Raw genomic sequence first — 12,713 nt, forward strand, 5'->3', positions numbered from 1 at the left:
GCCTCGGGGGCGGGCGGGCGGCCCTGGGGCGTCGCGCGCGCCTCGTCCGCCGTGACCGCCGTGCGCCAGCCGTGCCGGTCGAGGGCGCGGGCCAGCGCCCGCACCATCTCGGGGTCGAACTGGGTGCCCGCGCACCGTTCCAGCTCGGCCACGGCGTCGGGCACCGGCCGGCCGCGCCGGTAGGAGCGGGTCGAGGTCATCGCGTCGAACGCGTCGGCCACGGCCACCACCCGGGCGAACTCGGGAATGCGGTCCCCGGCCAGCCCGTACGGATAGCCGCTGCCGTCCAGCCGCTCATGGTGGTGCAGGATCGCCGAGCGGGCCTCGCCGAGGAAGCCGATGCCGCGCACCATCTCGTGCCCGTACTCGGGATGCAGCTCGATCACCCGCCGCTCCTCGGGGGTCAGCGGCCCGTCCTTGCGCAGTACCCGGGTCGGGACGCCGAGTTTGCCGACGTCGTGCAGGATCCCGGCGAAGCGGAGCGTCTCGACGCGTTCGCGCTCCATGCCCATTTCGCGCGCGATCAGCACGGAGGCGTGCCCGACCCGCTCGCTGTGTCCCCGGGTGTAGGTGTCCTTGATGTCGACGGCCTGCACGAGCGCCCTGATGGTCGCCTGGTGGGCGGCGCGCTCGCGGTGGTACTGGGCGAAGACCCAGCTGGAGATGTACATGGGGAGCAGGACGAGGAGCGCGGAGAGCGGGCCGTACGGGCTGCGCCACAGGACCGCCATCATCAGCCCGGCCAGCCCGTGCGCGGCGTGCGGGGCGAGCGAGCGGGAGAGCAGTCCGCGCCAGGCGGTACGGGCGGGCAGCCGTTCGGCGGTGACGAGGATGCCGCCGTCCAGCGCGCAGAGCACGAGGCAGAAGGTGAGGGCCGCGGCGCCCGCGGGCAGCAGGACGTACGGGAAGTCGGGCACGGTCAGTCCGTACCCGCCGCCGCCCAGGGCGACGGGGCCGCCGAAGACCACCTGCGCCCGCGCGGCCGCCCAGGTGGCGACGGCGAGCTGGGCGGCGCGCCAGACGCGGCGCGCGGTCCTCGGCCGCCGCTCGACCGGGCCGCACAGCGCGCCAGGCACCGCGACCAGCGCGGCGGCGGCGGGCGGCAGGAGCAGCGCGGCGGCGAGGAGCACGGGGAAGAACGACCCGGCGGTGACCGGTACGGTCCCGCTCACCGGCCGGCCCAGGAGGCGGCTGCGGGCGGGCAGCTCGCAGAAGGCGTAGACGGTGGCCAGCAGGGCGACCGCCCGCCACGGGGTGGAGCCGTCCAGCGCCGGGTGCACGCAGGCCGCCGCGCACAGCGCGACGCCCAGGATGTACGCCCGTGCCACACCCGGTATGGCCCTCACGCGTCCTCGCCCCCCTCGGCCCGGCCCGGAACAGAGCGTCAGGCTAGCGAGTCAGGGGGCGATGATCGGCCGAATGGAGCTGATTAGCACCTTCGAGTGACAAGCGTGCTATGGGGTGTACGCCGGAGTGCGCGCACCCGCTGCTCGCTACTCCTTGGCGAGGCGGGGAAAGTCCGCGCCCGCGGGCGACACCTCGTGCGCCGGGGTGTCGCGCGGCTCGGGCGCGGGCGTCTCGGCGGTCACGGCCACGTCGTGCTCGGGCACGGCCTGGCCCGACCTGATGAGATCGATCCTGCCCATGACCTTGGAGCGCAGGTCGGTGGGTACGTCGTCCGAGCCGCAGCACCGTTTGACCAGCTTCTTCACGGCCTGTTCGAGGCCGTACTTCTCCAGGCACGGGGAGCACTCCTCGAAGTGGACCTCGAACTTGGTGCAGTCGCTGTCGGGCATCTCGTGGTCGAGGAACTCGTACAGGTGGTCGAGGACCTCGGCGCAATCCGTCTCATGCGGCTCTCCGCAGCTCATGAGCCCGAACCTTTCCGATCATCCGACGACTCTCCGACACCCGCCGGAACGAGCCCGCGGTCACGGGCGTAGTCCTCCAGCATGCCGCGCAGTTGGCGACGGCCGCGGTGAAGTCGTGACATCACCGTACCGATGGGTGTCCCCATGATGTCCGCGATCTCCTTGTACGCAAAGCCCTCGACGTCGGCGAGATACACGGCGATGCGGAACTCTTCGGGAATCGCCTGCAGCGCGGACTTCACATCGGAGTCCGGCAGGTGGTCGAGCGCCTGCGACTCGGCGGAGCGCAGACCCGTCGACATGTGCGACTCGGCGCGCGCCAGCTGCCAGTCCTCGATCTCCTCGGCGGCGCTGCGCTGGGGCTCACGCTGCTTCTTGCGGTACGAGTTGATGAATGTGTTGGTGAGGATGCGGTACATCCACGCCTTGAGGTTGGTCCCTTCGCGGAACTGGTGGAAGGAGGCGTACGCCTTGGCATAGGTCTCCTGCACGAGGTCCTCGGCGTCGGCCGGATTGCGCGTCATGCGCAGCGCGGCCGAGTACATCTGATCGAGGTAGCCCAGCGCGTCCCGCTCGAACCGGGCATTGCGCTCGGCGGTGGTCTCCTCGATCCGGCCGTCGTCGGTCGCTCCGTCGGTCCCTGTGACCGGACCCACCTCCTCCAACGCTGTGGCGGATCCGAATGCGGACCCACTCGAATCGGAGAATAGTCGACCTTGTCGCGACGGGGCCTGTCGGTCCGCTCCGCCGGCCGCCTTGGCGGCGCCGGTCTTGGCCGCGGAAAGCACGGTCCACTCCAGGTCAGTGGCGTCTGAGCGGCGCGGGCAGATGGTCGAACCCATACGACGGACTCCCTCTCGATGCGCGATGTACCGGTGTGCCCTTGACAACAGACACACCGTGCTCAACATTCCCGCAGCCCGTCCAGCCAGGCCGCCACCGACCGGGTGATCAGCTCCAGCGCCTCGTCCTGCGTGTACGGCGCCCGTTTCGGTACGGCGAAACCGTGATCGCCGTACGGGATCCCCACCAGCTCGTACGGGACGCTCCCGGAGGCCGGGTCCGGGTAGGCGGAGGGCTTTCCGAAGGGGTCGTTCCCGCCCTGGACGACGAGAGCGGGCACGCCGGTCTCCAGCAGTTCGGCGGCCCGGGACTTCTCGGGCCTGCCCGGCGGGTGCAGCGGGAAGCTCAGCGCCAGCACGGCGTGCGCGCCCAGCTCGCGCGCCGTGCGGCAGGCCACGCGCGCCCCGGCGCTGCGCCCGCCCGCGACGACCGGCGGCCCGGCCGCGGCGAGCGCGGGCCACAGCGCCCGCCAGGCCGTGTCCAGGGTCTTCGGCGCGGGCGCCACCTTCTTGCCCGCCACCCGCCAGGGCTGCTCCACCAGGGCGACGGTGACCCCGCGCGCGGGCAGCGCGGCGGCCAGCGCGCGCAGATCGCGCGCCTCGACGCCGCCGCCCGCACCGTGCCCGAGGGCGAGGACGAGCCGGGGCCGCCCGGCGCGGTGCCAGGTGACGCGGGCGTCGCCCGCGGGGGTGTCGACGGTCTGGCTGTCTGTGGTCACCCGGCCCATCCTGCCGCCCGGGGCGTGATCTTCAGAAGAGCGTGCTCTCCTCGGGCGCGGCAAGCTCCGCCAGCAGCTCGGGGCCGTTGTTGCGGACATTGCTGACGGCCGTCGCCACGGGATAGGCCCGCATCAGCCCGGTCGGCGGGGGCGCGAGCAGCCCCCTCAGCTCCTCCGGGTCGGTACGGGCCGGATCGAGCCAGGCGTCCCAGCGGTCCGGGGTCAGCATCAACGGCATCCGGGGGTGGATGTCGGCGAGCGCCCCCGGCCCCTCGGCCGGAGCGACCGCCAGCGGTGCGGTCTCCGCCTCGGTGGTGAGGACCGAGCAGGTCGCCCACCAGGCCGCCGGGTGGTCGGGCGGCAGCGTCGGGTCGCGCCAGAACTCGTACACCCCGGCCAGCGCCATCACCGAGCCGTCGGCGGGGGTGACGAAGTACGGCTGCTTGCGCGAGCGCTTCTTCTTCCCCTGCTCCTCCAGCTGCCGTTCGTCGGAGCCGGTGACCCACTCGTAGTACCCGTCGGCGGGCAGGACGCAGCGCCGCGCGGCGAACGCCCGGCGGAACGAGGGCTTCTCGTGCACGGTCTCCGACCGTGCGTTGATCATGCGGGCGGCGCCCTCGGGGCTCTTCGCCCAGGAGGGCACCAGCCCCCACTTGAGCCGCCGCAGCTGCCGGACCGGCCGGGGATCGGGCGCCTCTTTGAGAGGACGCTCCAAAACGGCGTAGACCTCTTTGGTGGGCGCCACGTTCCAGTCGGGGGCGAGGGTCTCGGCGGGCTCCCACTTCTCGATCCCGAAGACCTCTTGCAGGTCCTCGGGGCGCCGACTCGCCGCGTACCGTCCGCACATGCTTCCTCAGCCCCCTTCGAACTGTCCTGTGTACGGCCTGTGCGTACCGCTCCCCCAGGAACGGCCGGCGGCGGGTGAGCGTCTTTCACCCGTACCGCGTATGAGTGCCAGACTGCCACGACGCACCCCCAGTTGAGGAGCCCGGAGAAATGGCCAGCATCGACCCCGCCTCGCTCGGCGAACTCTGGGACCGCGTCTTCGGCAGTCAGCCGGAGCCGGACCAGTGGCTGGTGATCGTGACGGCGGTCGTCGCGCTCGTCGCCGTCGTACCGCACGTCCTCTGGCGGCTCACCCGTAACGCGATCACCATCGCCCACGAGGGCGGGCACGGGCTCATAGCCCTGGTCACCGGGCGTCGGCTGGACGGGATCCGGCTGCACTCGGACACCTCGGGGCTGACGGTGAGCCGGGGCAGGCCCACCGGGATCGGCATGATCCTCACGGCGGCGGCGGGCTACACCGCGCCGCCGCTGCTCGGCCTCGGCGGTGCCTGGCTGCTCTCCGCGCACCACATCACCCTGCTGCTGTGGCTCGCCACGGCGCTGCTGCTGGTGATGCTGGTGATGATCCGCAACGCGTACGGCGCGCTCACGGTGATCGTGACCGGGGCCGTGTTCCTGCTCATATCCTGGCTGACCGGCCCCGAGGTCCAGTCGGCGTTCGCGTACACCGCCGTGTGGTTCCTGCTGCTGGGGGGCGTACGCCCGGCGTTCGAGCTGCAGTCCAGGCGCCGCGGGGGCGGCGCCGGGGACTCGGACGCGGACCAGCTGGGCCGGCTGACGCACACGCCGCCCCTGGTGTGGCTGCTCTTCTTCCACGCCGTGTCGCTCTGCTCGCTCATCGGAGGCGGGCGCTGGCTGCTGGACCTGTAGCCCGTTATCACCTTGCGATTACGCCCCGGTTTCAGCGTATTTGATCAGGATCAGGGCCCGTCAGGAACCACTAAAGTGTGGGCCATGACCGAAAGCTCCCCGCACCCCGCCCTCTGGCCCGCCCCCTACGCGAGCGGGGCCGTCGAAGCGACGGTCACCGTGCCCGGATCCAAATCGGTCACCAACCGCGGGCTCGTCCTCGCCGCGCTGGCCGCCGAGCCCGGCTGGCTGCGCCGCCCGCTGCGCTCGCGCGACACGCTGCTGATGGCCGAGGCGCTGCGGGCCATGGGCGTCGGCATCGAGGAGACCGTCTCGTCCAGCTCCACCGGCGACGGCACCACGGGCGAGGCGTGGCGGGTGATCCCCTCGGGACTGCACGGCCCGGTCACGGTCGACGTCGGCAACGCCGGTACGGTGATGCGCTTCCTGCCGCCGGTGGCGACGCTGGCCGACGGCCCGGTGCGGTTCGACGGCGACCCGCGCTCCTACGAGCGTCCGCTGCACAGCGTCATCGACGCGCTGCGCGTCCTCGGCGCCCGGATCGACGACGACGGCCGGGGCTCGCTGCCGCTGACCGTGCACGGCGGCGGCGCGCTGGACGGCGGCGCGGTGGAGATCGACGCCTCCGCGTCCTCCCAGTTCGTCTCGGCGCTGCTGCTGTCGGGCGCGCGCTTCAACCAGGGCGTGGAGGTGCGGCACGTGGGCTCCGTACTGCCCTCGATGCCGCACATCCGGATGACGGTCGACATGCTGCGCGGGGTCGGCGCCCAGGTGGACGAGCCGGAGACCGGCGGCGAGCCCAATGTCTGGCGGGTCTCCAGCGGCGCGCTGCTCGGCCGGGATCTGACCGTCGAGCCCGACCTCTCCAACGCGCAGCCGTTCCTGGCGGCGGCGCTGGTCACCGGCGGTCGCGTCAGCGTCCCCGACTGGCCGGTCAGGACCACCCAGCCGGGTGACGCGCTGCGCGAGATCTTCACCGCGATGGGCGGCCTCTGCGAGTTCACGGAGACCGCCGAGTCGACCAGCCTCACCTTCACCGGCACCGGGCGGATCCACGGCGTCGACCTCGATCTGAGCGAGGTCGGTGAGCTGACCCCGGGCATCGCGGCCGTCGCCGCGCTCGCGGACTCGCCCTCGACGCTGCGCGGGGTCGCCCACCTGCGGCTGCACGAGACCGACCGGCTGGCCGCGCTCACCAAGGAGATCAACGAGCTGGGCGGCGATGTCACCGAGACCGCCGACGGGCTGCACATCCGCCCGCGTCCGCTGCACGGCGGCGTGTTCCACACGTACGAGGACCACCGCATGGCCACGGCCGGTTCGATCATCGGTCTGGTGGTGAAGGGGGTGGAGATCGAGAACGTAGGCACGACCGCCAAGACCCTGCCCGATTTCCCCCGGATGTGGACGGACATGCTCGCGGGAGCGGGATCGGGAGCCTGACGCGATGCGGCGCTACGGCAAGAACCCGGACGAGGACGACATCCGCACCCGGCCCAACCCCAAGGGCAACCGCCCGCGCACCAACATCAGGCCCAAGCACGAGGACGCGGCCGAGGGCATGGTCCTCACCGTCGACCGGGGCCGGCTGACCTGTCTCGTCGAGGACCGGGTGGTCCTCGCGATGAAGGCGCGCGAGCTGGGCCGCAAGGCCGCCGTAGTGGGTGACCAGGTCTTCCTCGTGGGCGATCTGTCCGGCAAGAAGGACACGCTGGCGCGGATCGTACGGATCGAGAAGCGCCGCTCGGTGCTCCGGCGCACGGCGGACGACGACGATCCGTACGAGCGCGTGGTCGTCGCCAACGCCGACCAGCTGGCGATCGTCACCGCGCTCGCCGACCCCGAGCCGCGCCCCCGGCTGATCGACCGCTGTCTGGTCGCGGCGTTCGACGCGGGGCTCGAACCGCTGCTGGTGCTCACCAAGTCGGACCTGGCGTCGGCGGACGAGCTGCTGGAGACGTACCGGACGCTCGGCATCCGCTATGTCGTCACCCGCCGCGACGAGCTGGTCAGCGGCCATGCGGCCGATCTGGTGCGTGAGTATCTGGACGGCAGGATGACGGCGTTCGTCGGCCACTCGGGCGTCGGCAAGACGACCCTGGTCAACGCGCTCGTACCGGACGACCGGCACCGCGTCACCGGCGACGTCAACGCGGTCACCGGACGCGGCAGGCACACCACCACCTCGGCGCTCGCGCTGCCGCTGGCGAAGGCGGAGGGCTGGGTGATCGACACGCCCGGCATCCGCTCCTTCGGCCTGCACCACGTCGATCCGTCCCGGGTCATCCTCGCCTTCCCCGACCTGGTGCCCGGCACGGAGGGCTGTCCGCGCGCGTGCGGCCACGACGAGCCGGACTGCGCGCTCGACGCGTGGGTGGCCGAGGGCCACGCCGAACCCGCCCGGCTGTACTCACTGCGGCGACTCCTCGCCACGCGGGAACGGCGCGAGGGCGACTGAGTGGCGTACGTTTGCGATCACCATGTGTTGGTAAAGCCATAATCACACCAGACGGGACCAAGACCCTGTAGCCGGACAGGGCCTGGCACACCAGGGGTCACGGATACAGGGAGGCTCTTGACGATGGCGTGGCTGCTGGTTGTGGTCGCCGGAATCCTGGAGACGGGTTTCGCCGTCTGTCTCAAGCTCTCCCACGGATTCACCCGGCTGTGGCCGACGGTCGCCTTCGCCGCGTTCGCGCTCGGCAGCTTCGGGCTGCTGACGCTGGCGCTGCGCAAGCTGGACGTCGGCCCCGCGTACGCCGTGTGGACGGGGATCGGCGCGGCGGGCACGGCGATCTACGGGATGGTCTTCCTCGGCGACCTCGTCTCCGTGCTCAAACTCGTCTCCATCTCACTGGTGATCGTCGGCGTCATCGGACTCCAGCTCTCGGGCTCGGCGCACTGAGCAGCGCGGACGGCACCGCGGTGACGGCCGTACGGACCAGCGGTGCCACGGAGTCCCCGCCGGGGGCGACGAGGTGGGCGAGCGCGAGCCGCACCGCCAGCTCGCAGCGGTGCAGCAGCTCGGCGCGGCCCTGATCGATACGGCTGCGGTCCAGCGCCGCCGCCGACCGGTCCCGTACCAGCGTCACCAGCTCCGCGGCGGCGGGCGGTCCCGCGTCGGCGCGGCGCTGGGCCGGTACGACGGACGGCGCCGCGGTGGGCCGTACCGGCCGGGGCTCGGGCAGCCACGTCCCCCAGCAGCCGGTCAGCAGCGCGCGCAGCAGCGGCCGGGCCCTGCCTTCGCCGACGGTCCACTCGGCGACGGAGACCAGCCGGTCGGCGGCGTCCACCCGCTCCCGCAGCAACCGTTCCACTCCGTGCAGATAGCGGTCCGCCTCGCGGCGCAGCAGCGCACGGGCCAGCCCGTCCTTGCTGCCGAATTCGTTGTAGAGGGTCTGCCTGGACAGACCGGCGGCCGACGCCACGTCGACCATCCTGACCGTGGACCAGGGCTGCTCGTCGAGGGCCGAGAGGGCGGCGTCGAGCAGGGCTTCACGCGCTGATGGCATCGTTGTCTCCGGGACCGTTCGGCTCGGGGGGCGCGGATCTGTGGCGGCTGGCTCGGGGGCTGCGGCTGGCGTACGGGGATGGCCGCCGTACGGGGACGACGGTGGCTGCGGGGATGCCGGGTGCCCGGCGCGGGGCTGGGCTGGGCTGGGCTGGAATATGCGCTCAGAGTTGACGGGTCGTCGCTGTCTGTCAAGACCGTCGACGGCTTCACGCCGGATCGGCCGCTTCCCACGGAGCGGACCGCGTGGCCGGGGGCGGCGCCCGGTCGATACTGTGACGCCCATGCCCGATTACCACGATGACCTGCGTCTCGCCCATGTCCTGGCGGACGCCGCCGACGCCGTGACCATGGACCGGTTCAAGGCGCTGGATCTCAAGGTCGAGACCAAACCGGACATGACTCCGGTCAGCGAGGCCGACAAGGCCGCCGAGGAGCTGATCCGGGGCAACCTTCAGCGGGCGCGACCGCGCGACGCGATCCTGGGCGAGGAGTACGGCGTCGAGGGCACGGGTCCGCGCCGCTGGGTCGTGGACCCGATCGACGGCACCAAGAACTACGTGCGCGGCGTGCCGGTGTGGGCGACGCTGATCTCGCTGATGGTGGCGGCCGAGGGCGGTTACGAGCCGGTCGTCGGCGTGGTCTCCGCCCCGGCGCTCGGCCGCCGCTGGTGGGCGGCGAAGGGCGGCGGCGCGTACACGGGGCGCAGCCTGACGTCGGCGACGCCGCTGCGCGTCTCGAACGTGTCGCGGATCAAGGACGCGTCGTTCGCGTACTCGTCACTGACCGGCTGGGAGGAGCAGGGGCGGCTGGACGGCTTCCTGGATCTGACCCGGGCCTGCTGGCGCACCCGGGGCTACGGCGACTTCTGGCCGTACATGATGGTGGCCGAGGGCTCGGTGGACATCTGCGCGGAGCCCGAGCTGTCGCTGTGGGACATGGCGGCGCCCGCGATCGTCGTGGCGGAGGCGGGCGGCAGCTTCACCGGTCTGGACGGGCGCCCCGGGCCGCACAGCGGCAACGCGGCGGCGTCGAACGGGGTGCTCCACGAGGAGCTGCTCGGCTATCTGAACCAGCGCTACTGAGCCGCGGCGGGAGCGCGGTCGGACCGCGCCCTGGTCGGTGACGTGCCGTGGTGGCGCCGGGTCACGGCGCCCGCGGTCGCGCCTCACGGTCGCGCTCCGTGGTCGCGCTCCGCGGTCGCGCGGCGACGCGTACGGTCCCGTGCGGCGCGTGCCGGGGCGTTTGTCGGATTCGCGCACGCCCCCGCCCTCACTCCCAGCGACCCTTGCCGACCGCGCCCAACAGTGCCACTCTGAGAGTCCCCCCACTTGTGAACTTGTGAATCGTTTCTCGAAACTCCTCACACCGCTTCGCGAGCGGTTCACCTAGGAGGTGGCTCCACGCCATGCTCGTCCGTGACGCCATGAGTTCGGTGGTCCTGACCATCGGCCCCACGCACACCCTCCGCCAGGCGGCCAGGCTGATGTCGGCGCGCCGCGTCGGCGCCGCCGTCGTCCTCGACACCGACCACTGCGGCATCGGGATTCTCACCGAGCGGGACATCCTCAACTCGCTCGGTGCGGGGCAGAGCCCCGACACGGAGACGGCCTGCTCGCACACCACCAACGCCGTCGTCTTCGCCGCGCCGGCCTGGACGCTGGAGGAGGCCGCTGCGGCGATGTCGACCGGTGGCTTCCGGCATCTGATCGTCCTCGACGAACGGGAGCCCGTCGGCATCGTCTCGGTGCGCGACATCATTCGCTGCTGGGCTCCCGCGCGGCGGGAGGCGGCCGTACTGGCAGGCGCCTGAGAGACCGTACCGGCCGTTGCCCGGGAGCACGGCGAAAGGGGCCGGATCCCCTTGAGGACCCGGCCCCTTCGCTCTCGGCGAGGACCGTCAGCCGCGCAGGGCCTGGACGGCGGCCTCCAGTCGCTTGCCGAAGTCACCGTCCGCCTGACGGAAGTTGTTCACCGCGCGCTCGGCGATGTCGTCGCGCGAGACCTTCGAGATGAAACCGGCGAGGTTGTCGACCAGCCGGGCCTTCTCGTCCTCGGACAGCAGGCGGTAGAGGTTGCCCGCCTGGACGAAGTCGCTGTCCTCGGAGTGGCTCGGGGCCTCGTGGTTGCCCGTACCGCCCGCGACCGGGACGGACTGCCACAGCGGCCGGTCCGTCTGGAAGGGGCCGCCGAAGCTGTTCGGCTCGTAGTTCTTCGCGCCCTTGTGACGGCCGTCGTACAGGAAGCCGTCCCGGCTGTTCGTCCGCGCCTCGGTGGCGTGCGGACGGTTCACCGGCAGGTGGTCGGCGTTGATGCCGACGCGGTAGCGGTGGGCGTCGCCGTAGGCGAAGAGGCGGCCCTGGAGCATCTTGTCGGGGGACGGGCCGATGCCGGGCACGAAGTGGGCCGGCGAGAAGATCGACTGCTCGACCTCGGCGAAGATGTTCTCCGGGTTCCGGTTCAGCTCCAGCTTGCCGATCTCGACCGGCGGGTAGTCCTCGTGCGGCCAGACCTTGGTCAGGTCGAACGGGTTGAAGCGGTAGTTGGCCGCGTCCGCCGCCGGCATGACCTGGACCTGCACCGTCCAGGACGGGAAGTCACCGCGCTCGATGGACTCGCGCAGGTCGCGCTGGTGGGAGTCGGCGTCCTCACCGGCGAGCTTGTCGGCCTCGGCCTGGGTGAGGTTCTTGATGCCCTGGTCGGTCTTGAAGTGGTACTTGACCCAGAAGACCTCGCCGGCCTCGTTGTTCCACTGGTACGTGTGCGATCCGTACCCGTTCATGTGGCGCAGCGTCGCCGGGATGCCGCGGTCGCCGAACAGCCAGGTCACCTGGTGGGTGGACTCGGGCGACAGACCCCAGAAGTCCCAGACGTTGTCCGCCTCCTGCGAGCCGGTGTACGGGTCGCGCTTCTGGGTGTGGATGAAGTCGGGGAACTTGATGGCGTCCTTGATGAAGAACACCGGGGTGTTGTTGCCGACGAGGTCGTAGTTGCCCTCTTCGGTGTAGAACTTCAGCGCGAAGCCGCGGGGGTCACGCACCGCGTCGGCCGAGCCGAGGTTGCCCGCCACGGTGGAGAAGCGCAGGAACGTCTCGGTCTGCTTGCCGACCTCGGAGAGGAACTTCGCCCGGGTCCACTGGGAGACGTCGCGGGTCAGCGTGAACGTGCCGTACGCGCCGGCGCCCCTGGCATGCACGATGCGCTCCGGGATGCGCTCACGGTTGAAGTGCGCCAGCTTCTCCAGCAGTGCCTGGTCCTGGACCAGAACGGGACCACCGACGCCCGCGGTCTCGCTGTTCTGGTTGTCGGCGACCGGCGCTCCGGCCTCCGTGGTGAGCGGTCCCTGCGTCACGTGCGCCTCCTGCGTCATTTACTGCAGTTCCTGTCCCTTGGCGATTGCCGACCTCGATCCTACAATGGACTAAGTCCAAGTCAAGCAAACATCCAAAGTCGCACTGGTTCGGGACCTGGGTCCCCTCACTGTTAGGCTGGCCCTCATGAGTGACCTGTTGGAACGACTTCGCGGACGCGGCTGGCGCATGACGTCTCAGCGGCGCGTGGTGGCCGAGGTCCTCGACGGGGACCACGTACATCTGACGGCCGACGAGGTGCACGCGCGGGCCGTCGCCCGGCTCCCGGAGATCTCCCGGGCGACCGTCTACAACACGCTGGGCGAGATGGTCACGCTCGGCGAGGTCATCGAGGTCTCCACGGACCGCCGCGCCAAGCGGTACGACCCGAACGCGCACCGGCCGCACCACCACTTGGTGTGCGCCCAGTGCGGTGCCATCCGCGATGTCCACCCCGCGGGCGACCCACTGGCGGACCTGCCCCAGGGGGAACGTTTCGGCTTCACGATCACGGGCGTCGAGGTGACCTACCGGGGCACCTGTCCGAACTGCGTGTCCGCGTAAGAGGCCGCGCGGAGACCTTTCCCGAGAGCGCGTCGGTGCGCACCGCGCCGACGCGCTTTTCCGCGTCCGCGTATGCCGTGCTCGCGAGGGCGCCGCGCACCAGTACACGCCGCATATGCCGAAGGCCCGGATCCTTT

General features: G+C 71.5%; 14 protein-coding genes. 7 read left to right on the plus strand and 7 right to left on the minus strand.

The genetic code is table 11. From position 1 onward, the window contains the following. From DVH02_RS26315 to DVH02_RS26335, 5 genes are all read right to left on the minus strand, one after another. A partial coding sequence (locus tag DVH02_RS26315; protein ID WP_147286131.1) for an HD-GYP domain-containing protein occupies window positions 1-1,346 on the minus strand: 1,346 nt, incomplete at its 3' end. A gap of 147 nt (window positions 1,347-1,493) precedes the next feature. Continuing rightward, a complete protein-coding gene (rsrA, locus tag DVH02_RS26320) occupies window positions 1,494-1,871 on the minus strand; it encodes a mycothiol system anti-sigma-R factor (protein WP_407697682.1) in 378 nt (125 codons plus the stop codon). After that, entirely contained in the window at window positions 1,868-2,527 is a 660-nt protein-coding gene (locus tag DVH02_RS26325; protein ID WP_199566418.1) for a sigma-70 family RNA polymerase sigma factor, read from the minus strand. Before DVH02_RS26325 ends, rsrA begins: the two co-directional genes overlap by 4 nt. A 248-nt stretch (window positions 2,528-2,775) precedes the next feature. Then, a complete protein-coding gene (locus DVH02_RS26330; RefSeq protein WP_114626346.1) occupies window positions 2,776-3,441 on the minus strand; it encodes an alpha/beta hydrolase family protein in 666 nt (221 codons plus the stop codon). Window positions 3,442-3,463: 22 nt separating this feature from the next. Next, on the minus strand, window positions 3,464-4,279 hold the full coding sequence (locus DVH02_RS26335) for an SOS response-associated peptidase (protein WP_114626347.1): 816 nt from the start codon (window positions 4,277-4,279) through the stop codon (window positions 3,464-3,466). A 149-nt stretch (window positions 4,280-4,428) separates the two neighbouring features. Between DVH02_RS26335 and DVH02_RS26340 the strand changes: the two genes are divergently transcribed. From DVH02_RS26340 to DVH02_RS26355, 4 genes are all read left to right on the plus strand, one after another. Further along, complete coding sequence (locus tag DVH02_RS26340; protein WP_114626348.1) at window positions 4,429-5,151, plus strand: M50 family metallopeptidase; 723 nt, start codon at window positions 4,429-4,431, stop codon at window positions 5,149-5,151. Window positions 5,152-5,235: 84 nt separating this feature from the next. Then, a complete protein-coding gene (gene aroA, locus DVH02_RS26345) occupies window positions 5,236-6,594 on the plus strand; it encodes a 3-phosphoshikimate 1-carboxyvinyltransferase (RefSeq protein WP_114626349.1) in 1,359 nt (452 codons plus the stop codon). 4 nt (window positions 6,595-6,598) lie between these two features. Next, a complete protein-coding gene (gene rsgA / locus DVH02_RS26350; protein ID WP_114626350.1) occupies window positions 6,599-7,609 on the plus strand; it encodes a ribosome small subunit-dependent GTPase A in 1,011 nt (336 codons plus the stop codon). A 123-nt stretch (window positions 7,610-7,732) separates the two neighbouring features. Beyond that, window positions 7,733-8,056, plus strand: coding sequence for a DMT family transporter (locus DVH02_RS26355; protein ID WP_114626351.1), 324 nt, complete (start codon window positions 7,733-7,735; stop codon window positions 8,054-8,056). On the opposite strand, the gene DVH02_RS26360 is transcribed toward DVH02_RS26355, so the two are convergent. Continuing rightward, window positions 8,022-8,663, minus strand: a complete 642-nt coding sequence (locus DVH02_RS26360; protein WP_114626352.1) for a TetR/AcrR family transcriptional regulator — start codon at window positions 8,661-8,663, stop codon at window positions 8,022-8,024. The two genes, DVH02_RS26355 and DVH02_RS26360, sit on opposite strands and share 35 nt — an antisense overlap. 283 nt (window positions 8,664-8,946) lie before the next feature. Between DVH02_RS26360 and hisN the strand changes: the two genes are divergently transcribed. Together hisN and DVH02_RS26370 are read left to right on the plus strand one after the other, a co-directional pair. Beyond that, a complete protein-coding gene (gene hisN, locus DVH02_RS26365; RefSeq protein WP_114626353.1) occupies window positions 8,947-9,747 on the plus strand; it encodes a histidinol-phosphatase in 801 nt (266 codons plus the stop codon). A 323-nt stretch (window positions 9,748-10,070) separates the two neighbouring features. Continuing rightward, window positions 10,071-10,475: a CBS domain-containing protein gene (locus DVH02_RS26370; protein WP_114626354.1), complete on the plus strand. Its 405-nt coding sequence runs from the start codon at window positions 10,071-10,073 to the stop codon at window positions 10,473-10,475. 87 nt (window positions 10,476-10,562) lie between these two features. Here the strand turns inward: DVH02_RS26370 and DVH02_RS26375 are convergent, their stop codons facing one another. Then, window positions 10,563-12,032 (minus strand): catalase, encoded by a 1,470-nt coding sequence (locus DVH02_RS26375; RefSeq protein WP_114626355.1) that lies wholly within the window; start codon window positions 12,030-12,032, stop codon window positions 10,563-10,565. Between the two features lie 127 nt (window positions 12,033-12,159). On the opposite strand from DVH02_RS26375, the gene DVH02_RS26380 reads away from it, so the two are divergent. Then, the gene (locus DVH02_RS26380; protein WP_114626356.1) at window positions 12,160-12,576 is read left to right on the plus strand and encodes a Fur family transcriptional regulator; all 417 of its coding nucleotides are present in this window, start codon (window positions 12,160-12,162) and stop codon (window positions 12,574-12,576) included. The last annotated feature ends 137 nt before the right edge of the window (window positions 12,577-12,713 follow it).

Origin of the sequence: Streptomyces corynorhini, from assembly GCF_003346515.1 — a bacterium.
GTDB lineage: Bacteria > Actinomycetota > Actinomycetes > Streptomycetales > Streptomycetaceae > Streptomyces > Streptomyces corynorhini.